The sequence below is a fragment of the Pseudomonadota bacterium genome (assembly GCA_026388315.1).
Classification (GTDB): Bacteria; Desulfobacterota; Syntrophorhabdia; order Syntrophorhabdales; family Syntrophorhabdaceae; genus MWEV01.
On the sequence record JAPLKA010000019.1, the window covers coordinates 1 to 20,621 of the forward strand.

Here is a 20,621-nt window from a genome sequence, read left to right on the forward strand (position 1 = left end):
ACCACACAGATGTACCTGGGGAAAATCACCGATACGGAAGCAATAAGATGGATGGATGTGCTGCACGGTAATTAATGCATCTAACTGACCTTTGGGGAATCATTTTATTTTAGACGCCGGCCATAATCCAACATCAGGATTACCACTTGCTATACGTAGCAAAACCTGCTTTTTCTCTTAATATTAGTTATTTATACCTGTTTTCCTTTTGTCTGTTTTCTCTCTCTTTCACAATACCTTCTTCTTGTAAATATAGTATATGATCATCCGCCGCATTCAGTCTTTTTTGGAGTAACCATCCATCTCTGCTTCTGCCTGGCTCCACTGCATGACCACCTCGATTGCGTTATAGCAGTCCGCTGTACTTTCAGGTTTTATACTCTACGATATCGCCGGGTCGTGGTAATGTGGCTATGCATAAGCATAAATTACCCTGGCATGGAAAGGTTATTGCAATTCAACCGAGAATAAGGCTTACCCGTTCTTTTGATCAAAGAAGCCATGCCTATCTTGGATATACATTATTGATAGATGGCATTATCGGAGAAGAGACGGGAAAGTTCCTTGTCGGTATCGGTAAAGCAGCACACGGAAAAATTACAGTTCCGATCAGGTGATGTTGTATCAGGTGAATCAGAGCCTGTTGAAGATAATAGGAAAGAGCCTGTTGAATTTTATAAGACTGTAAAACTGAAAGTCTTCAAATGTGGGTCAGAAATACAAGCATCTGTTCCGCCATTTACGGGTATCCCACCATTATTAGATGTCTATAGGGAAAGGGGTCACCGTCGCCTTGATTCAAGAGCGTATCAAGCACACTGTATAACATGTATCTGGGGTTGTGATATGCCGGTAGAGATAATTATTGACCAGTGGAAGCCGGATAAGGTGAAATACCGTTTTGAGGCGTTCTGTTATGGTCCTAAAAGCTGTAGCTTCTATAAATCAGGGAAAGTAAGGACAGTACCGGGAAGGAGAGGAATGGTCTGGGTAGAGGAAGATTGGATAGACAATGATGAGGCAGAGCATAGAGGAGAGGATGAGTGAGGGAAGGATCTGAAAGAGATTGAGGATGATTCCTTCCTGTAACAGCGTTTTGGCGCCTGCATCAAACACGCACCAACTGGCATTTTCGACAGTCTCATCTGAAAATCATTACGTTTTTTCAATAATAGACCATTTTGAAAAAACATAGGAAAAAATCAGTTTGTTCCTGAAATTCACAGTCTTGAAAAAAGTGGAGTTATAGTTATGTATCTGATAGAATCGTGTATCAATACCTTACTGCTTAATCGCTCAATGCATCACGTAATTTGCACACAACACGCTTTTCAAGCTGCTGAACCCTCTGACGGGTAAGACCCAGTTTTTTACCGGCTTCCTGAAGTGTCACGGCCGGTTCGCCATTTAAACCAAACCTCATCATAACTATGTTCCTTTCCCTTTCGGAAAGTCCTGACATGGCCTTACTGACTTTGATCCGGGCATTCCTCTGCTCTTCCTTTGATATGAGAATATCCAGCGCATCATCCTGCACACCATCCCCATAGTCATGGATATTTTCAATATCGACGTAGGGACTGTATATAGAGCAGTTGTTTCTTGTCTCCATAAGGTTATTCAGTGATTTCAACGATACTCCTATCATAGACGAGACCTCCTCTATTGTGGGTTCTCTTCCTTTCTGACTGACAAAACTGTTGGCAGCCTTGTTTAACCGTCGTGCTCTATCCCATACATAAACAGGTTTCTTAACCACACCAGACTGTACATATGATGCCCTTACAATCTTCTGCAATACATGGTACGTTGCATACGTCGCAAAGCCTGCATTTTTTTCGAGGTCAAACTTTTCAGCGGCAGTTAAGAGTCCTATGTTTCCTTCACCGATAAGATCAGACAACTGGTTATTCCTGTTTGAAAACTTTTTTGCAATACTTACAACAAGCTTCAGGTTTGATTCGATAACCCTCTTTTTTGCTTCAACATCTCCCGTACCTGCCTTCTTCAGTAGTTCTGTCTCCTCATCACGCGAAAGATGCCGGGTTTTCCTGACATCCTTTATATACAGGGAATAGGTATTTACTTCGTCGTTATAACCGTACGATTCACCGTTAGAATCCTCATGACTGCATGCTGCATATCCTTTGTGTTCCATTGCCATCACCTCTATACTTCTAATAGGCAATAATTGTGCCAATGGGTATGAATAGTTAATATACAGTTATATCAACTAATTAATAATTATAATGGGTCTTTGCAAGAAGGTGACTGGTGCCAATTGCAGTATGTGTATGCCAACTAAGTTTGCTGTATGAAAAGGTTTCTGTCCGGTACTTACGGTCTGGTTAAAGGTAATTCTATGTTGCTGTGTCTCAGCGACGATTTTTGATATTGTTATTGTGTAAATGTTTGTTCAAACTCCCCGGGCAACTTGAAATTGTATTATCATCATTGAAAAGACATTATGACCTGCATTAGAACGTGCTTATTTTTCCTTACACATGAGCGTATCCTTATAATATACTATATCAGGCTGGTACCGGCACCCCCCCTTCCCCCAAGAAGAAATGCCACCCGGCTCGCCACGGTATCTGTAAGGGTATTGTGGCCCCCCTCTTTTTCAGCTTTCAATTCAGACTATGATCTCAAAAGTGTATGTAACAGGCTCGTCAATTATCGCCATAAATCCTTCTGAGGACTGTGAGCTCTTATAATGAAAGACTGCTTTGGGCATTTCCTGTTTCATTTCCCGTGAATGTCCAACACCTGAAAGATCGGCAAGCACGCTGTTCGGTTCGGTAATCACAGAGCCGGAAAGAGAAATCTTTATGTCTGCTTCAGGAGCAAAGGGACGTACGGAACTCTTCTCATTAGATGGTCTGACCTTTCTGGAATCATCCGGTCTGTTATTGGTAATATTCTGGGGAGTGTGTTGTGACTTTTCTGAAAGGATTACGCTGTTTATAATACCAGAATAATAAAAAGGGTCGATACCCGTGATCATATCGGTATATTACCATGATTGAGCGGTATAATCTATCCCTTACATCAGCTATTAAATACAGGAGCATGTCCTGAATCTTTGCTGATTTAATATATATATCCAAGGATAATTCCCATAACCCATACAATCTGTAGAGTACAACCACATCTTCTGAAATAGAATTACCGGCAAATTTTTACTTCTGTATCAAGTCCTTAAAATTACATACCCCACAAACTACCTGCAATCTTTTACCGCTAACAACAAACCTCTTTTTCACCCCTTTTCTTGCCACTCTGCAAACCCTTACCTATAGCCATTGTGCTGATTGTGAAAATTAGAGCATATGTAACATCAGGATATTGTAAAGATAAATATACGCGGAGCCATGACTGGTTTTCCAGGAGACATAATATCATAATACCTTTAATTTCAATGATATTTTGTAAAGCCTGTATAATAGGGAATCTGGTATAGAACATTGATATTCCAAGGTGTTAAAGACCTGCTTCTATCGCTTTTAAACAACTTATGAACAGGTAATGTTGAAAAGTATTAGAGAAGGCGGTGATATTATTTGAGAAATGGAGTTGATAGAGAAAGCGGCCAAAAATTATGCGAAGATCCTTGAAGAGGAACAGACCAATGTTATACGGGTATGATATCTATTCAGGCAACCATGACATCCCTTTTGAGCTTGTGCTTTTCTTGTTTTGTTTTTAACCCTTTTGTAATGAACTCTCTTTGTTCTTCATAGCTCATATGGCTCATTTCTTTACTTAATGTATCCCGTATTTCTCTCATCATTTTAACTGCATCAAACTTCTTCTCACTCTTCATGCTCGACCACCTCCCGTGGACTTCGTATCTCCATTATGGGGTAACCGTTTTTAAGATTTACAGAATTATATCCATGGATTCTCTGGAGATTCACAATATGTTTAAAATTCCAGCTTACCAGTATATCAGCGCTGTTAATGGTTGCAATGGCGATATGCTCGGCATCAACGAGTTTCCCTTCATTTATTACCCCTTCAGCTATATACCTTTTTGCAAGGCTGACCGCTTCTTCGTTTAACTCAACATGTGCTATGCTTTCTTCAGGAATACTTTTCAATACTGCACGAACCTTTTGAGGGGCGTTCCGTATTTCAAGAATTGTCAATTCCGATACCATCGCAATCATTTCCCCTTTCTTGAATTTGTTTATGAGAAGGTTAGAGGTTTCCTTAAACTCATCATCAAGGCATCCGCCGATTACGCTTGTATCAATATATATCTTCAGTTTTCTCAGCATATGAATATTCCTTTATTATAGCATGAACTGCCATAATATTTACGACAAAAAATCTCCTTGCGATATTATCTGTCGATTTAATCCTTCTCCCATCGCGAACCTTTCTTTTTATATCCACGCTTTTTCAATTCTTCTCTTGCCTTCTCCCTGATCTCAAGAGGCACCTTGAAATTGAACCTGTTATCGGGAAGAACACCTTGATTGTCCTGTCCGAAATCATCGGCAAGCATAATGATGTATCTGTCCGGGATTGTATCAATAGGTTGGCCTTTGTATTTGCCGAAAGGCATAACAGATGGGTTAGCGGAAGGCTCGGAAGGTCTATCAGTTCTTTTCAGTTTGTAGATTTTCATGGGGCATATCGCCTTTGGTCGTTTACATCCCTTCTGTTGGCTTGCAGTTTGAGTTTTCAAAAAATGTAAAAACTACGATTTTGCATCCCCCCTGAGTACAGACCGGCGTTGTTCCATCGGAGGGACAATATTTCCCTCTCTTAATCCTCTCATGATACGTCACGTTAAGATTCGCAACATTCTTTTCATCCAAAAATAACGTTCCTCAGTGTTTCTTACTGTTCTGTCACAAGAGAAGTAATACACCCATAGAACATACGAAAGGAGAAAACAGACATGAAGAGAATAATGAAGAGAATTGCTTATAGGTTTTCGGTAGACAATGAACGGCACAAGGAACTGATCGACTTTCTCGAAGATTTTCCCCGATCGGAACGGGGAAAAGTAATAATCGATGCGATCAGGTCATACATGAAAAAGTTTCCTCAGGCTGAAACTGAAACAAGCGTCAGTAGCCCCTCAGGAAAGAATGTGAACACCGGAAAAATAGACATCGGGAAAATGCTCGGCGGCATTGTCAGAAACGACCCGGCAAATTATTAATACAATATAAAAATCTAAAATCCGGTCTATTCGAACACTCAATTCGGTTTTATCCGAACACTCAATCCGGTTTTATCCGAACGGAGTTTCAGTAATCCTTTCCCTGCCGTCACTACATTATAAAAGTGTTCGACCTAAGTCAAGCCTGAATGTATTTTTCGCATAGATTCTTCTCCTGGTGTCAGTATAATTTTATGGGCATTATGGATGACCCTGTCGCATATGGCGTCTGCAAGGGTCGGGTCTCCTATGATATCGTGCCATGTATCGATGGGGAACTGACTTGCAATAACAGTAGACCGTACACCGTGTCTGTCTTCCACAATCTCAAGGATGTCTCTCCTTTCAGCATCTGTAAAGGGGTTAATACCCCAGTCGTCAATTATGAGCAATCTCATCCTCTGGATCCGTTCGAGGAGTTTTCCGAAGCTCCCGTCGGCCCTCGCAATCCTGAGCTCCTGTGCCAGTCGCGGCAGTCTCACATAGAGGGTGCGCATCCCCTGCCTTATGGCGCTATTCCCCAGGGCACAGGCAAGAAAAGTTTTTCCGGCACCGGTAGGCCCGATAATAATAATGTTCTGATGGCTCCTTATCCATTCGTTCTGGATGAACTTAAGCATTGTGCCCTTGTTGAGTCCCCGCCTGGTCTTGAAGTCGATATCTTCAAAACAGGCATTGGGGTGCCTGAAACGGGCATGGGCGAGAAGAGTCTTTATTTGTCTGTTTTCCCTGTAAAGTTTTTCTTTATCAGCAAGAAAACCAAACCTTTCTTCGAAGCTTAGGTCCCGGTATGCGGAACTATTCATCTGCTCCCTTACACCCTCTGCCATACCATAAAGCTTCATGGCAATGAGTTTTTCAACGATTGCCTCAATCATGGGCCACCTCCTGGTAGTAACTGCCTCCCCGTATATTGGCATGGAGGACAATGATGTTTTTTTTGTGGGCTGGAGGTATGTTTTCGAGATTACGTTCCAGGAGGGACTTTACGCTGCGGTAATTGTATGCCCCTATTTCCAATGCCCTTTTGCATGCAGCCTCTACCCGTTCAGGAGAGCATGTCTTTGAAAGACGGATAATCCCGAGGCAGCTTCGAAAGCCATGTTCCGGATGGTCCCGGTGTTCCATGATCTGATCCATCATCTCTTTTGTAGAGGGTCCCGTTTTTGCTCCCCACAACCTGATTCTCTCCGGGGTCCATTCGAGATACTGCCGGTGCCTATGGGGCATATGGAGGTTCTCCGTTACAAAAGCGCCCGGTTTATTCATTCTTACATGGGAAGCTACCCTTTTACCCTTGTGATACATTTCCACCACGGAACCCGTATATCTGATATCCACCGACTGGCCGATCAGGGTGTAGGGGACGCTATAGTATGTCTTCTCTACCGCTACATGATAGTCGATATGGACCTTCGCCTTTTTCCATGATGCGATGACGAACCGCTCTGACGGAAGGGGTTTTAATACGGGCTTATCACTTTCAATGAAGAGATCATGCCGGGATTTATTGATGAGTTTCATGGGCCTCAGGTTCAGGTTTTCGGTCTCCTCATAGATGGCCTTGTTGAGTTCGGTGATGCTGAAGAACGTCCTGTTTCTGAGTACGGCGAGTATGCGGCGCTGGGCCTGGAGCACACCGTTTTCCACTTTCGCTTTGTCCCGTGGTTTCGCTACTCTCGCTGGAAGGACGGCAACGCGATAATGTTCTGCCATTGCGGCAAAGGTCCTGTTGATCTCGGGGTCGTAGTAACACGCATGGGTTATCGCACTTCTCATATTATCCGGGACCAGGCATTCAGGACATCCTCCGTAAAATTCCAGAGCCTTGATATTACAGTCCACAAAACTCTCTTTTGTCTGATCCGGCACTGCCCGGGCAAATGTATAGGAGCTTGCCCCCAGAACGGAGACAAAGAGCTCAGCCTCGATAATTTTGCCTGTTGCAGGATCCTGATAGCGAGGCTTGTCTCCGGAGAAATCGACAAACATCTTCTCTCCCGCCTTATGGGTAAACCTCATGACAGGATCTGCCTTTCCGGCCCATTCATCGTAAAGATGATAGAATTGGGTGCGTTCATACCCGTTTGGGTTATCTCTTTTGTACTCCTCATGGAGAAGCTGGAGGGTTACCCCTTTCTTCTTTAATTCCCCGTGAAGGTAGTTAAAATCAGGTAACTGTTTTCCTCCTGTCTTCTCTTCTTTGGGAAAGAGCAGACCCGAAAGCACCTCTTCGTCCATATCAGATATTTCTTTATATGGAACGCTCAATGCCTTCAGTTTCTCCACATACAACGAGGCGGTAGAGGTGGAGATGTTACATGCCCGGGCAATAGGGCGCACACCCAGATTGTGTTCCAGGCACAGCCGTGCAGCTTCCTTCAGTTTTCTCATTGTCAGCTTCCTCCCTTTCTTTTTCAACTATGCCTCCATAACTTTTGGGGGCAGTGTATCACGTCAGGCAGGGAGGATAAGAAATCCGTTTTCACCCGAACACCAAATCCGGTGAATGAGCAAAAAGTGTTCGACCTTTTCCGGATTAGGTGTTCGATGATTTCCGGATTAGGTGTTCGACCTTTTCCGGATTAGGTGTTCGAGGTTGACCGGATTAGGTGTTCGACCTTTTCCGGATTTTACATATAAAAGGAGAAAAGCTCATGATAACAGGTATTGATATTGGCTACGGATATACAAAGATTGTCACCTTCGACGGAAAGTACAACCGGAAATTCATTTTCCCCTCTCTCGTAAGCAAGTACATCCCGGAACGATCCTTCAAAGAATCATTCGAGGTCATTCATGTCAACGGCAGAAAGTATATCGTCGGTGAAGATGTGGATGGCAGCACAAAGGCAGGCTTCAATTTTACCGCAACAGAAGAATATATTGCAATAGTCGGCTATTCTCTCTCTAAAATTACCGCCTTCAAAAAGGTGATCGTTCTCGGTCTGCCTCCACAGGCTTATGACGATGCGAGGATACAGCATCTAAAGGAAGTAATCATGAAAATGGAAGTACGGACGGAAGATGGTACGAAAATATATATGCCATCGACGATAGAGTTCGTTCCCCAGGGCGCTGGCATATTCTTCTCTCATCTCACTACAGGCAACGGAGCATCGGATTTCAGCAAGACTGTTGCGGTTGTCGATATCGGATATCATACGATGGATGTCGTGTTGTTCGATAAGGAATATTACAAGGCGCATATGGCAAGAAGCTATCCCCTCGGTGTGAAGTCGCTCTACAGTATGGTACGGGATGCCTATATCAAAAAGTACGGCATCTTTCTGTCGCAAGACAATGACAGGATAGTGGAGAGGCTATTAAAATACGGCAGGATATCGCCTGTGATATTGCCTGAGGGCGATCACGATAAACATACTATTGATACAGAAGAGATTCTCAATGAATATTATCTGGGAAGGGTTAAAAAATCCATTGCCGAATACGTCTCGGACGCAACAGAAAACGGGTATGTAGTAGAGAAGGTTGTCTTCGGCGGAGGCGGCATATCTTACATGGGCGGCTTGTCAAGGGATTCTGTGGTGGTCGATCCACTGTTCGCCAATGCGAGGGGTTTTACGGAATACGGGTTAAAATTATAAAAGGGATGTGCTCATAATGTTTAAGATGCAAGAACCTGTACGTTGTTTTATGAATGAACGGAGGGCAGATAGTGAAGAGAAAGAAACCCACAAAACCCATTGATACGTCTGATGTTGGTGATACTGTACGTGTTAAATTAGGGATGAGACTGACATCAAACGAGGTGCCGGCTCTGGCTGAAGAGTTGAAGAAGGAAATAGACGATGGGGTTAAAAAGATCGTTTTCGACATGGCAGATACGGTGACAATTGATATCAAGGGCATCGCTTTTCTGTTTGCAATAAGCGACATCGTGTCGGCTATGCAGGGGAGGGTGCGCCTGGTCAATGTGTCGCCGAATATTCGGGAAGGGTTCGAGTCCATCATGGAGTTTTTGAACCTTTTTCACTCATGATGTTCTGAATGCGCTGATATCATTGTGTGAATTAAGCGCCCCTCCTCAGAATTGCGCTATAAACGTTTTTCCTGCGAAAGAGACATATAGTGCACTACTCCAACGAGTCAAATAATGCTGCCAGCGAGCGCCTTGTACAAATAATACTCCCCCCTACCCTTCTTTTACAATCACAGATTACAAAATCACAGAGGTTATATTCGATATGACTTTAAAGGGCGTCGGCAACAGCTAATTTATTAAAACGCTCGTAATTATGAGGTGTTAGGAAATCTCTATTACAAAAACTGCCATTTTTTGCACGATGCGGATGCATGCATGGGAGCTTTACAAAAATTGATAGTTTTTGTAATTTTGAGTCTCCGGCCCGCTTCATAAAAAAGGGGGGAGGTGTTTTGCCCCCTCCCTTTTCGCTCATTCTTCGTTTATGTTTTTCTGAAATTAGTGAGATAATACTTTGCCATGCTAATCCTTCTGTGGCCCATATCCTCGGTTATCCTTTTCAGGACATCGTTTTCGTCCTTTCCCTCTTTAATACCCTTTTCATACTGGTCGTTTGCATAATTCGCCCTGAATGCGTGAGTGCCGCAATATATTTCCCCTGCCTTTTCAGCAGCTCTATGTACTGCATCTGTGTGCTTTATCTGAAAGCTGCTCCAGTCATTATTATTTTCAGATAGATATGCCTGTATGACTTTAGCCGCCTCCAGCACAATGCCTAAAACTGCCATTCTGTCAGAGAAATCAAGTTCCCTATCCTTCCCGCCCTTTGATTTCAGGATGATAATAGATTCCAACGATGGATGTGCTATGACTGAACTCACTACCTTTTTGATGTCAGATACACGAGCGCCTGTCTTCAGTTGAATGGTTGCTGCTGCTTTAAATGCTTTTTCTCTTATTGCATTGATCACCCTATTGGGATCGCCAAATGGTGTTGTTCGATTCGAAGCTATTGCATCACCTGCCCACGTTGATCTGTTTTCGTCTATATATGCTATGAGATCATGCCGGCTAAAAGCATTAAACAGCTTGTTAAGCGCGGAGGCATTGACTTTTACGGTCTTTTCACCTTTACCATCGCTTACCATGTTGCCGAAGTAGGTCTCAACATGCTCTTCGGTGATCTGGTGAATACGCTTTGTATCGACCAATACCGTGTCCTTGAAATTATTCATGATACCTACATATCTTTTTAGTGTCTTGTAACTGTGGATAAGTGACGTACTGCCCTCTTCTTTAGTTACGGCCCGCCTTGATACACCGATGCCATTTTTGAGGAATGTGACTGTCATGGCGATAGCGTATCCCACCCCGGCATTGTAACCTACATTAGGCACTATTGGTTTTTCAAAACGTTTTTTATGCTGTTTCTCACATTTCTCGTGTCCGTCGAGTTTGGGTCCATCAGGTTTATTGTAAAACTTTACGGTTTTAATCATTGTGCACCTCCATTGTCTTTTTCAATCTTTTTCCACGAAAACAGGCCGTGCCGTGCAAGTACGAAGAATATTGTGTGCTGTGCTGATTGAGCCAATAACCTTGTATCGAATTTATGCGCTTGAAGGTCCACTATCATCCAGCAGAAATTTGTTATGATCTATAAACAGAAGCATCTTTTGTCTTTTTTTGTTGTTCAGCAATACGCCAATTATTAACAGCGGAGCCAAAAACCATGTCCAATTTCCCGTTATCCACTGCAAATTCATCATATTGACCACCTTTTGCTATAATTTGATAATTGCCTTATATTTTCTAACTTTTCCTGATTCATTTAAGCCTTTGATATTGTTCTATGTATTACTTCTTTGCCGCTTTGCGATATCGAAGTCAGTACGCAACCCGGGCCCTATTTAACATAGTTTAGTTTTTCCACGACCCACTTAACGGCGTGAGCAAGCCCATCCTACCTCCTTGTACTCATATTGCCAAAATTACCGTCCCTGGATTAAGTGGACAGTGTGCATTTATTTATTTTAAATCGAGTGAGAAAGGTCAAGGCTGTTTACTCATTTGCATATTTTGATTGTTTTAATCTAATATTCGCTCCAATGGTATGGAGTGCGAACACCCACTGATGCCCCGGTTTTAACTTTCCCGGGCTGTTTTGCAGCTTCAATCACTTCTGTAAACACTCTGTTGTCATAGGCTATTTCCTCTTTTCGCAACTTACGCTCTGATGCAAATATCAGAATAAGCAAGTATATGAACGCCAGAGTAGCAAGCACTACGCATAAACACATTAAATCGTACATATCCATTATCCACTCTCCTTATTATTTATTTTGATATGATTTTGGGGCATATACCTACCCCTTGGGTTTTTGTGATTTGTTGATTGTTTGATTGTTTGAGATATATATGTCATTGCAATAAATGTGTTTTTGCTGCTTACCTGTGCTTATTAGGGGGGTAGCCCGCGTTTATTAGATCGTGGGATTGTCTTGGTTGATTGTTGTGATATATCCCATTGCAATAAATGTGTCTTTGCTGCTTACCCGTGCTTATTAGAAGGTTTACGCAGCCTTGTGTGACTGTTATCCCCTTTCTGAGTGTTTTTTGAGTGAAGGTAATCATATTACACCTTCGCTTGTGTCTCACCCGCACGATCTCTAACTGGCACCCGTGTAGGTGGATTATTTATATATCCTTGTGGTAACAGTGTCTTTGCTGCTTACCTGTGCTTATTAGGCGTTCTTTTTAGGGGGGCGGCTTGTCTTTGCTGACATGCTGGAGGTGTAGCAGTCAGCAATGTGGCAATAGTTTTCCCCCTATGAAAAGTTTAATTCTGGTAAAACTTTTACATTGGAAAAACATTTTTTCGGTTTCCCTACTGGACATTATCTGAATATGTATTACTTCTTTGCCTTGTCAGCTGCTTTTTCATCACGGAGTGTTTCTGTAGCGAGAATTTAAAATTTATTTTATTTATTTTATTCGGGCTTCTTTTCGGGCGCTTTTTCCAGACGATTTTGCAAAAAACAGCTATCTCTGAGAGTATTAAAACTTCCCAAAAATAGCTTTTTGTGTATCACTGCCGATGAAACATGAACCCATCTTGTTGTTTTTGATGACCCGGTGAAAGTTGCCAGTTTAGAGATTTGCGAGGTGAACTATTTCGACGAAGAGAGAGGTGGCTGTCAAGTATGCGTCGATTGGCGAACAGGAGGGTCATTGGAGTGGAGATTCGGGGGGTTTAGGATCATTTCCAGGTTTGTTGCGGAACACAAGAAGAAGGAACATTTGACCCCGATAAAACCTGATAAAAGATTTGACATGGTAGAAATCGAAAAGAGGAAAATAGGGTACCTGGAGACAATAGACGAGGTGGCGCCCGAAAGTAAAAAATGAGTTAATTAGCTCGGGGTTGAAGCATTAACAAGAAAGAAGCAGCAAAAGTCCCACAGGCTAAATATGTTCAGAAGGGTTACTATGAGAGGATATGCCAATGAGCAGAAAACTTGTAAAATATGCAATTTTGAAAATACGGCAATACATGTCTTTAAAATCGTAAAATCCAAATTTTACAAATTTTAGTCATTTTTAAAATTTTATCGGAAAATTGGTCTTGTCCAATAATTTGTAAAAACCTCGTTTTTAGGGATTAAATTTTCTGAATCATCTCGTCTTTGACTCGGAAACCCCGGCGTTCATGTCGGGGGAGTTAACACGAACTATTCTTCTTTGAGCGGAAAACCGTCTATAAAGCGTAATATATCTGAGTGGTCTATTCTTTTTTCGCGTTTCTTTGATATAACTAATCTTTCGCCTTCATCGAGCACTACGTCATTTCTCTCATTGAAAAACCGCGCTAATTCATCCTTTGTGACAGTAACATCCCTTATTTTTTTAAGAAGACTGTCGCTGACCTCTCTGTCTTCAATAATAATAGATTTATTTCCAGTCTTATATTTAGATAGCTCCAGTCTAAGTTCGCGACCCTCGATGATAGACCCCATAGTGGCCTTTTTTCGTTTAATAAGAAAAATATTCCGATTTGTGTCCTGGCAAACAATCGCTATTACAGGGTTTACAGCAATGGTCCCCCTGGTTATTTTGTTTCCAAGTTTTGTGTTAGAAATGAGAAAACATAGTTCTAATACATAATTTTTTTCTGCAAGAAAATATATGATCTGAAAGTTTAAGCCGGGAAGAAACAGGTTCTCGGGGAATTCCATTTTTATAAGTTCTTGCGACAGGAAAGGATTTGCAGAAGGATCGATCAGATAGTCCGGGTTTATGTTTATGGATATTGCCATTTTACGAAGAGTTTCCATCGAGAGGGATGCCGATCCTTTCTCAAAAGCATTAACTGCCTGATGTGTGACTCCTGCCGCTGCTCCAACCTCGCTTTGAGTCTTGCCTTGCATTATTCTGGACAGTCTGAATAACTGATTATAATTCATCTTACACCCCCGTATTTGCTGTTGTGCTTTTCTATTTCCATTAAAAACGGCTCAGGTATACCCGGATCTGACTTTATGGTCTTAATGAAATTTAAAACATTCATCCTGTTCACGTTCATCATTCTACCAATGGCGCTTAACGAAACTCTTTTCTCAAGCAGTTCTTTAATAATAGGTTCTTTGCCCGTGAGTTTGGTTAATTTATTGCGACTGCCCTTCGGCCTCCCTAAGCTTTTGCCTTCATGTTTTATTCGGGCCAGTGTTTCTTTTGTTCGCTGAGAAATCAGGTTTCTCTCTATCTCTGCCGATAGGCTGAATGCAAAAGCCAGCACCTTTGAATTAATGTTATTTCCGAGTTCATAACGCTCCTTGCAGGTAAAGACCTTGATTTCCCTTTCCATGCAGTCATGGAGGACGCTCATGACCTCCATAAGGCTTCTTCCGATTCTGGATAGTTCAGTTACCACCAGTGTATCCCATGCTTCCATCCCTTTGAGAAGAGCACCCAATTTTCTATCTTTGACATTCTTCATACCGCTGATGGATTCCTCTATCCACTCGTCGATTACCCATTTATGTTCATCAGCAAATTTGAGAATTTCATACCGTTAATTTTCTGTTGATTGCTTGTCGGTACTCACACGTATGTAGCCTATTACCATCTAAAATACCTCCCCGTTATTGATATGCCATCTTAGTATTACTTTTTTGCAATTATTGTTTAAAACAAAGGGTATTATACATACTGAATTATCCGCTACAATAAACGGTCGTTTTCTTTAACAGTTGGAGGAAATATAGTTGTTGCTGTGACCCAGAATCCGGTGATTTACAGCTAAAATAAATTCTCGTTGGGGGCGTCTCAAGACGCAAAAAAGGCAGTCCGAAAAAAAGGACCGCCTTTGTGATTTATTATGCCCAGTTGCTTTTACCTATGGAGATGAGACTCTTCACTTCTTTCACTAATGCCTTTCTCCAGTGGGGTGCGTCTGAAGGCGAAAACCCCATATCGACTGAGATAGCAAATCCGCCATCGCCCAGTGCGCTAACTGTGCATACTTCATAACCTGCGTTTTTCAGGGTGTTAATTGTGTTTAAAGTTTTTACGATAAAATTCCTCATACTGCCTCCTTTTTTTGTTTCGTGATTTAGATTTTTATTTTTTATGTTAGACAGCAGCAGACGGTAATATAAGCCGCCGTAGCTGTTCGATAAGTTGGTAATTCTCCTTTTTTCACGAGGCATCCCGAGACACACGACAGCATGAGATTGTTTGTAGCAACCTCTTGGCGTGTGCCTTAGCGGATAACCTTTTTAAAGGAGGAGAGTATGGTTTGTGTAATTGCAAGACGTCCTTTTCGACATGATGTCGGGGACGTTTATGTAAAAGTTATTTTCGGAAAACCTACTAAAATATTATCTGTATATGTATTACTTCCTGGGAAAATATTTTTATGCAGGGTGTATCATTTGCTCGACATCATCAATAACCTCAATGATTTTTCCGCTTTTATCTGTAAGGACGAGTTTTCTTGTTTCTCCCGATCTTAACGCGTTCCTTACAGAGTTGAGCACCTTGACCATTGCCTGATAGCCTTTTTCGATTGCTTCTCTTTCTTCTTCCGGTGTTAGTCCATCAAGTAAGCCATCTTTAAGCAATGCTTCTCTTGTTACATTCCTCAGTCTTTTTTGCTCTTTGAGTCGTGCCTCTTCAGTCATGCATCCTCCGCTTTCAATTTCGCTGCCTACTTGATATTTTACCATGTATTACTGTTTTTGAGTTGTACAAATCCCAACAAAAAAAGCCGGGTTGTTGCAAAGCTTTTTTGCTTTGCTAACCCGGCTTTATACTATCGTCGGCCTTTGGACATATGCGACTTGCAAAACTTCTGCAGCGCATCTGCATCACCGATCTGAGCCTCTTCCATTGCTTGCGCTAAGGCGATGTATGGAGCATTCTCCAGTTTACCGTGGTAATCTTTAAATGAAAAGCTTGAAAAAAACTCTGTCCCGTCGCTGAGCGTAACCTGACCCCATGCACCGAAGGGCTTTTCTGTATCAGGTTCGTAAGCTGTTCCGCGGATACGCATAACCTCACCGTTTTTGACGAGCAAGCCTGATTCGTGATGCAGTCTTCCGTCAACTTTTGGCGCCGTTTCTGTTGCCCCTGCTGCCTTCTTTTTGAAAATACTGAGTATGTCTAACATATCCCTCTCTCCTTTGTTTGTGTTTTTTTTGTTTTTGATATGTTGGCAAACGGCTGTCCTTGATGGCAACCGTACAAGAATTAAAAGTGGTTTTCGGACAATCCTACTAAAATATTATCTGCATATGTATTAATTCCTGGGGCAAGAACAGTAACAATCAAATGATACGATTAACAGAAAAGGTGCAAAAATGGGCTGGATGTTCGTTTTGGTTTTTTTTATGGGCAGCATACTCTCGATAAGCGGTGAGTATCACAGACTTTACTTTTTACTGGCTGTTAATATGTTGGTATATTAATCCGTGCTGGATTCAGTTTCTTCTCTGATCGGCAGTCTCTGAAACCCCCATAAAATAAATGTAACCAGAAATGTCACGGTATTGAAATTCTGAGTTATAATATAATTATAGGGAGAGTTAATTTGCGGCCCCCTGTAAGGATATATATGCAAACAACAGGAGCAAAAATGAGAATAAACAATTTTTCAAAAAGCCTTCCTTGCCGTTGGCTGAGGGAGAGTATACACAAAAAAGGAGTATACTATGGCTAAAACTTATGTTCTCGACACTTCAGCTTTAATAAACTATCCCGATATAATCTCAACCATTAAAGGACACAACGTTGTGATCCCCGGCGCAGTCATAAGACAGCTTGACTATCTCAAAAACAGCAATGACGAGAGCGTTGCCTGGTGTTCCCGCAGGGCATCTCAGAGTATAGAGAAATATCAGAGAAAGAACAGAGTAACGATCATGAGTAACATGGGAAACGGACTCGTGGATATGCTTCATAGCGGTGCTGATAATCAGATCGTAGCAACGGGTAGATATCTGAAGAATCAGGGTCGTAATGTATGCCTGCTGAGCACCGATAGAAACATGAGGATCGCTGCAAGAAAGTATGGAATGGCGGCAGAGACCGGAGATGACAGGGAGATAAAGGTAAGGATCTGGAAGTTTATAACCTGTGTGGTCTTTTCGGTTCCGATGCTTTCGATAATTGTTATGGGATTATGGAAAAATGAGATCATAGAGATAGGCAGTAAAAACCGTGGAAATCTTGGAATATCCATAGCTTTAGGGTTCGTGATTACCGCTATATCTGCTCTTATGGCAGAATATTATGCAAATCGAAGCAGACCACGCTATAGTAGAGACGACTTTGATGACGATGATAATGTAATGACCAGCGCTCAGTACTCTTATTTAGAAGGCAATTACTACCATAAGAATGATAGATAGCATTTTCTATTGCTCCGCCTCAGGTGTTTTTGAAAAACGATATATGCTTCTCGCTTCTACCATTGTATCTCTCGATAAACATATTGTAACGATAGGTTTTTCTATATAATTCAAAGGATTGAAGGGATATAACGTGAGATTGGCGTTATCAACAAAGTAATCAAGCGTCGCTTCTGGTATAGGAATAATCACTTTCTCCTGCAGGACGATAGCTAACCCGCCTTCCATGAAAGAGATAGCAATATCTTCGTCTTTTAAATCTTCTATAGATTTCTCATAATCACCATCTACCAGGCATATTAAGCCATTTTCCACAACTAAACACTTCATGACTTCCAGCATGTAGCTCTCCTTTTATTTATCTACCCTTCGCACGTGGCGGTTTGGTTTTCGTGGGGTCTTTAGGGCTAACCGTTTTGGTTCCAGGCGGAGGCGCCGGCCTATTCCCTGGTAAAGTTGTATTATGAAGAGTTTTCAGGTTTCTACCAGCCCCGACTATTTTATTCATATCTTCCATGCCTTTGTTCGCTGCGCCTACTCCAATAATCCATGCAATCTGGTCATTATCCAAATTGGTAAGGTCTCTGTTTTTATTTACAGCTAAGTCGCCAGCCGATGTTACGAACTCCTTTGACGTATCGTATTTAAATTTATGTTCAACACTTGTCGACTGCCCCATTTTGTCAGCTTCATATATAACCTGCCCCGACTGTCCACTGATCCTGTTTGCCGCAAACCCACCTTTCTGTATCTCGTCGTGGCTTAGTTCTTTAAAATTGCTCACCTGCCCTACCCCGCCCTGTCCAGACTCATATTGCCCTACGCCGTAATGTTTACTCTCAGCACCATCTTCTCCGGTTGTCGTTCTTACCGTAGACACCCTTCCCGTATTGAGATTAGTATAATCAGCGGCAACCTGTTTGCCTGTTGCAGGGTCGCTATGCCATCTTCCGTAGAACATTTCTTGTTTACCGGTTTCCGGGTCGGTATCTTTGAATACCCCCGTTCTGGTATTAGAATTCTCAGTTACTCCCTGATACCCGGCCCACGACTTTGTCCCTTTCTGCGACAGGTTGAGGTCGGTGTCTTCTCTTACCGCCTTGCTTCCCGTCCATGAATCATATCCCTGCTTGAACGTGGTCATCGCATTGGTGTCCCTCTGGTCGAGCCTCGATGAACGTCCTCCCTGTGTTGCCGTCACATTCGATATATTCCCTGCCGTATCCTTTTCAATAGCTAGCGATACAGGACCGTTTTCCATCTTCTCTACACCTTTATAGAAATTGCTTCCCTTCATCTCAGACAACTGCGACAGAGCTTCACCTTTCGACACATTCATGCGCTCGCTTATCCCTGTTGAACCTTGTTCAGAGAATACGCGATATCCCGATACTTCTCCCTTCATAGCGTCTACGTTTCCGGCGGACCCGCTCATCGACACTTTGCTGCCACTATTTATATCAACGCCCTCAGCAGTGAACCCTTCGCCTTTTTGCGTAAGCGTCCCGTAGATACTCCTTTCGGAACCATCGGCTCCGGTAAACTTGAAAAAACCTTCCCTCTTTGACATGATCTGACCGCCGTCAGGCCCACGCGTAATATCGTACTTCCCTCCATTGGCCGACCCTGTTATAGACGAATACAACGGGTTTCCATCAGGTGAAAAGTAATTCTTCTGGACACCATCGGGTGTATTTATCTCGCTTTTTAAATGCTTTGTTCTTTCAAATTCTGCAAAATCCATATTGGCGGGTAATGCACCGCTCTTCTTCATGTAGTCGAATTGATCCCCCGTACCAATGTTCTTCATGGTGTTACTCGTCAACCCTATTCCTCCAGACTCCGCCAGTGTAGCAGAACCGAGCCTTGCAGCCGCATTTATTTCTCCGCCCCTTCCGGGTGTTGCAACGCTAAGCCCATGCTCAAAATTGACAGCGGTCATATTTTGCATGGCGCCAAGACCATATTTATCCGCCGCCATCATCCCGCCGGCATTATTGCTCTGCCCCACTCCCGAACCGTGTGCTGATGCAACCATCGCTCCGCCGCTGAAACTTGCCAGATCTGAGGTTCTCTGCGTTGATGTTGACGCCCCCGCTTTACCTGACTCGTGGGTGCTTGCTATACTTCCTACCATACCCCCCAATGAATCCGTGCCTTTCAGGATTCCCCAGGCAATAGCGGGAACCGACAAGGAGAGGAGCCCCAGGTAACCTACAACCATCCCTGTTTCTATTCTTAACCTGTCTACGGTTGCAAAATTGAGCACTATCTCTCCGATTGCGCCTGTGTATTGTGAAACACTTTCTATCGCTTTCAGGAGATAAAAATCCGATATGGCATTCAGGAGTACGAAGATCGGCACCCAGAGTTGGAGCCAGAAGATCGCCCTGATGTATTTAGTGAGCACCCCGAAGCCTGCCGCAGCAATAAAAATAGGAAGAAACGCACCAAAGAAATAAATAATAGCCTCGGCGATCTGCCGTATGATAATCAGCGTTCTCGCGCCTGTACGCGCCATCTCCATCCACCCGCCAACCTGCCGCCTCTGAGCGATCTCCGATGCCCCTCCCTGGGAGTATTCCGACTGCATCTTAACAAAAGCAGAATACGCTGCATTCAGCACAGCGAGTTGTACCAGTTTGTCCTGCGATCCCAGGGCGCTGTCCGGGAAGTATCTGTCAACCATGTCGTAAACCCTGGGCACCACTGTTGCATCGTTCTCTTTAGTGCCTAACAACCTCGCGCTGAACCGGGTTATCCATTTCTCGAACAATACGTTATTGTACCACCGTGTCATAATTTGTGTAGTCGCATTGGCACAGGTAGTCTCGTTTGCATCGGGATATCCGAAAAACTGTACCGAAAGCGGGGTATTCGGGTCGTTAAACGGCGGTTGATTTAATGCAGGTTCTGTAAGCAGGAAGTTTCCCTTGGTAAATTCTGTCAGACCTTCTGCTCTCGGGCCTTCGCCCTCAATGAGTGCAAACTTCGAATAGATGCATTGACTGAACCATGCTTCTACAACACCCCGTATAGGAACGTTTGACACTCCTCCATATTCCGCTTCCGCACCCGGAGGCATGAGTTCAAACAGGTCGTTGAGGTATTTTGGACCTATTCCTACACCGCCGCCTGTTCTGAACCTCACCGCTTCAACGGGTGTCAGCAGTTCCTCTAATGCTTCTCCTATTTTGTCGCCAATCACGGAGCTTGTATACCCTATAAAAGCGAGACCGTACGGGACTCCTGTTACTACCCTCGATTGCGCAGGCTCGTACCTGTCCTCGATAACGACATCCGTAACCATAACCGGATTAAGGAAGAACCCGACAGCGACAGCGCCGATGACACAGTTGCGTATCATGATAACAATCGGTGAAAAGGAATCTCCAGAATCTCCTGCCAAAGGCATCGAAACAGACGAGTTAAAAGCCCTCATGACTGTTGCCGATAATGCAGCGAAGAACCCCGCAATGAGTACCACCTTGAGAAGTCCGAGGATCGTCCCGCCTGATGTAAGGGCTTTTACCGCTTCGAATATAGTGGCGATGAACTCGCCTGAACCGTATGTGTAGACCTCCAC

Annotated in this window: 22 protein-coding genes and 1 pseudogene; 7 read left to right on the plus strand and 16 right to left on the minus strand. The window is 43.1% G+C overall.

Annotated features, from left to right (window positions below):
* Positions 1-413 precede the first annotated feature (413 nt).
* Both NTX75_01175 and NTX75_01180 read left to right on the plus strand, forming a co-directional pair.
* Positions 414-617, plus strand: coding sequence for a hypothetical protein (locus NTX75_01175; protein ID MCX5814841.1), 204 nt, complete (start codon positions 414-416; stop codon positions 615-617).
* A 229-nt stretch (positions 618-846) separates the two neighbouring features.
* Positions 847-1,047: a hypothetical protein gene (locus NTX75_01180; protein ID MCX5814842.1), complete on the plus strand. Its 201-nt coding sequence runs from the start codon at positions 847-849 to the stop codon at positions 1,045-1,047.
* A gap of 241 nt (positions 1,048-1,288) precedes the next feature.
* Here the strand turns inward: NTX75_01180 and NTX75_01185 are convergent, their stop codons facing one another.
* From NTX75_01185 to NTX75_01205, 5 genes are all read right to left on the minus strand, one after another.
* Positions 1,289-2,158 carry a sigma-70 family RNA polymerase sigma factor gene (locus tag NTX75_01185; protein ID MCX5814843.1) on the minus strand — a complete coding sequence of 290 codons (870 nt, stop codon included), beginning with the start codon at positions 2,156-2,158 and terminating at the stop codon, positions 1,289-1,291.
* A 477-nt stretch (positions 2,159-2,635) separates the two neighbouring features.
* The gene (locus tag NTX75_01190) at positions 2,636-3,007 is read right to left on the minus strand and encodes a hypothetical protein (protein MCX5814844.1); all 372 of its coding nucleotides are present in this window, start codon (positions 3,005-3,007) and stop codon (positions 2,636-2,638) included.
* A gap of 648 nt (positions 3,008-3,655) precedes the next feature.
* Complete coding sequence (locus NTX75_01195; protein ID MCX5814845.1) at positions 3,656-3,826, minus strand: hypothetical protein; 171 nt, start codon at positions 3,824-3,826, stop codon at positions 3,656-3,658.
* The gene (locus NTX75_01200) at positions 3,816-4,283 is read right to left on the minus strand and encodes a PIN domain protein (protein MCX5814846.1); all 468 of its coding nucleotides are present in this window, start codon (positions 4,281-4,283) and stop codon (positions 3,816-3,818) included. The genes NTX75_01195 and NTX75_01200 overlap by 11 nt, the downstream gene beginning before the upstream one ends.
* A gap of 77 nt (positions 4,284-4,360) precedes the next feature.
* Positions 4,361-4,636, minus strand: a complete 276-nt coding sequence (locus tag NTX75_01205; protein MCX5814847.1) for a DUF3820 family protein — start codon at positions 4,634-4,636, stop codon at positions 4,361-4,363.
* 276 nt (positions 4,637-4,912) lie between these two features.
* Between NTX75_01205 and NTX75_01210 the strand changes: the two genes are divergently transcribed.
* The gene (locus NTX75_01210) at positions 4,913-5,179 is read left to right on the plus strand and encodes a hypothetical protein (GenBank protein ID MCX5814848.1); all 267 of its coding nucleotides are present in this window, start codon (positions 4,913-4,915) and stop codon (positions 5,177-5,179) included.
* Positions 5,180-5,313: 134 nt separating this feature from the next.
* Here the strand turns inward: NTX75_01210 and istB are convergent, their stop codons facing one another.
* Both istB and istA read right to left on the minus strand, forming a co-directional pair.
* On the minus strand, positions 5,314-6,057 hold the full coding sequence (gene istB / locus NTX75_01215; GenBank protein ID MCX5814849.1) for an IS21-like element helper ATPase IstB: 744 nt from the start codon (positions 6,055-6,057) through the stop codon (positions 5,314-5,316).
* Positions 6,050-7,573, minus strand: a complete 1,524-nt coding sequence (gene istA, locus NTX75_01220; GenBank protein MCX5814850.1) for an IS21 family transposase — start codon at positions 7,571-7,573, stop codon at positions 6,050-6,052. The genes istB and istA overlap by 8 nt, the downstream gene beginning before the upstream one ends.
* A 263-nt stretch (positions 7,574-7,836) precedes the next feature.
* Between istA and NTX75_01225 the strand changes: the two genes are divergently transcribed.
* Positions 7,837-8,787: a ParM/StbA family protein gene (locus NTX75_01225; protein MCX5814851.1), complete on the plus strand. Its 951-nt coding sequence runs from the start codon at positions 7,837-7,839 to the stop codon at positions 8,785-8,787.
* 71 nt (positions 8,788-8,858) lie between these two features.
* A complete protein-coding gene (locus tag NTX75_01230) occupies positions 8,859-9,182 on the plus strand; it encodes an STAS domain-containing protein (protein MCX5814852.1) in 324 nt (107 codons plus the stop codon).
* Between the two features lie 425 nt (positions 9,183-9,607).
* Here the strand turns inward: NTX75_01230 and NTX75_01235 are convergent, their stop codons facing one another.
* Complete coding sequence (locus NTX75_01235) at positions 9,608-10,624, minus strand: hypothetical protein (GenBank protein ID MCX5814853.1); 1,017 nt, start codon at positions 10,622-10,624, stop codon at positions 9,608-9,610.
* Positions 10,625-11,218: 594 nt separating this feature from the next.
* Entirely contained in the window at positions 11,219-11,443 is a 225-nt protein-coding gene (locus tag NTX75_01240) for a hypothetical protein (protein ID MCX5814854.1), read from the minus strand.
* Between the two features lie 817 nt (positions 11,444-12,260).
* Here NTX75_01240 and NTX75_01245 point away from each other — a divergent pair.
* Positions 12,261-12,533, plus strand: a complete 273-nt coding sequence (locus NTX75_01245; protein MCX5814855.1) for a hypothetical protein — start codon at positions 12,261-12,263, stop codon at positions 12,531-12,533.
* A gap of 323 nt (positions 12,534-12,856) precedes the next feature.
* Here NTX75_01245 and NTX75_01250 read toward each other — a convergent pair whose 3' ends face one another.
* The 5 genes and pseudogenes from NTX75_01250 to NTX75_01270 form a co-directional block, all read right to left on the minus strand.
* Positions 12,857-13,588: a helix-turn-helix transcriptional regulator gene (locus tag NTX75_01250; GenBank protein ID MCX5814856.1), complete on the minus strand. Its 732-nt coding sequence runs from the start codon at positions 13,586-13,588 to the stop codon at positions 12,857-12,859.
* A pseudogene (locus NTX75_01255) lies at positions 13,585-14,250 on the minus strand (master DNA invertase Mpi family serine-type recombinase). Before NTX75_01255 ends, NTX75_01250 begins: the two are co-directional and overlap by 4 nt.
* Positions 14,251-14,500: 250 nt before the next feature.
* Positions 14,501-14,710 carry a hypothetical protein gene (locus NTX75_01260; GenBank protein ID MCX5814857.1) on the minus strand — a complete coding sequence of 70 codons (210 nt, stop codon included), beginning with the start codon at positions 14,708-14,710 and terminating at the stop codon, positions 14,501-14,503.
* A gap of 330 nt (positions 14,711-15,040) precedes the next feature.
* The gene (locus NTX75_01265) at positions 15,041-15,352 is read right to left on the minus strand and encodes a hypothetical protein (protein ID MCX5814858.1); all 312 of its coding nucleotides are present in this window, start codon (positions 15,350-15,352) and stop codon (positions 15,041-15,043) included.
* A gap of 86 nt (positions 15,353-15,438) precedes the next feature.
* Positions 15,439-15,795, minus strand: coding sequence for a hypothetical protein (locus tag NTX75_01270; protein MCX5814859.1), 357 nt, complete (start codon positions 15,793-15,795; stop codon positions 15,439-15,441).
* 541 nt (positions 15,796-16,336) lie between these two features.
* Here NTX75_01270 and NTX75_01275 point away from each other — a divergent pair.
* Positions 16,337-17,035, plus strand: a complete 699-nt coding sequence (locus tag NTX75_01275) for a PIN domain-containing protein (GenBank protein MCX5814860.1) — start codon at positions 16,337-16,339, stop codon at positions 17,033-17,035.
* Between the two features lie 6 nt (positions 17,036-17,041).
* On the opposite strand, the gene NTX75_01280 is transcribed toward NTX75_01275, so the two are convergent.
* Together NTX75_01280 and NTX75_01285 are read right to left on the minus strand one after the other, a co-directional pair.
* On the minus strand, positions 17,042-17,377 hold the full coding sequence (locus tag NTX75_01280; protein ID MCX5814861.1) for a hypothetical protein: 336 nt from the start codon (positions 17,375-17,377) through the stop codon (positions 17,042-17,044).
* A gap of 16 nt (positions 17,378-17,393) precedes the next feature.
* A complete protein-coding gene (locus NTX75_01285) occupies positions 17,394-20,621 on the minus strand; it encodes a conjugal transfer protein TraG N-terminal domain-containing protein (GenBank protein MCX5814862.1) in 3,228 nt (1,075 codons plus the stop codon).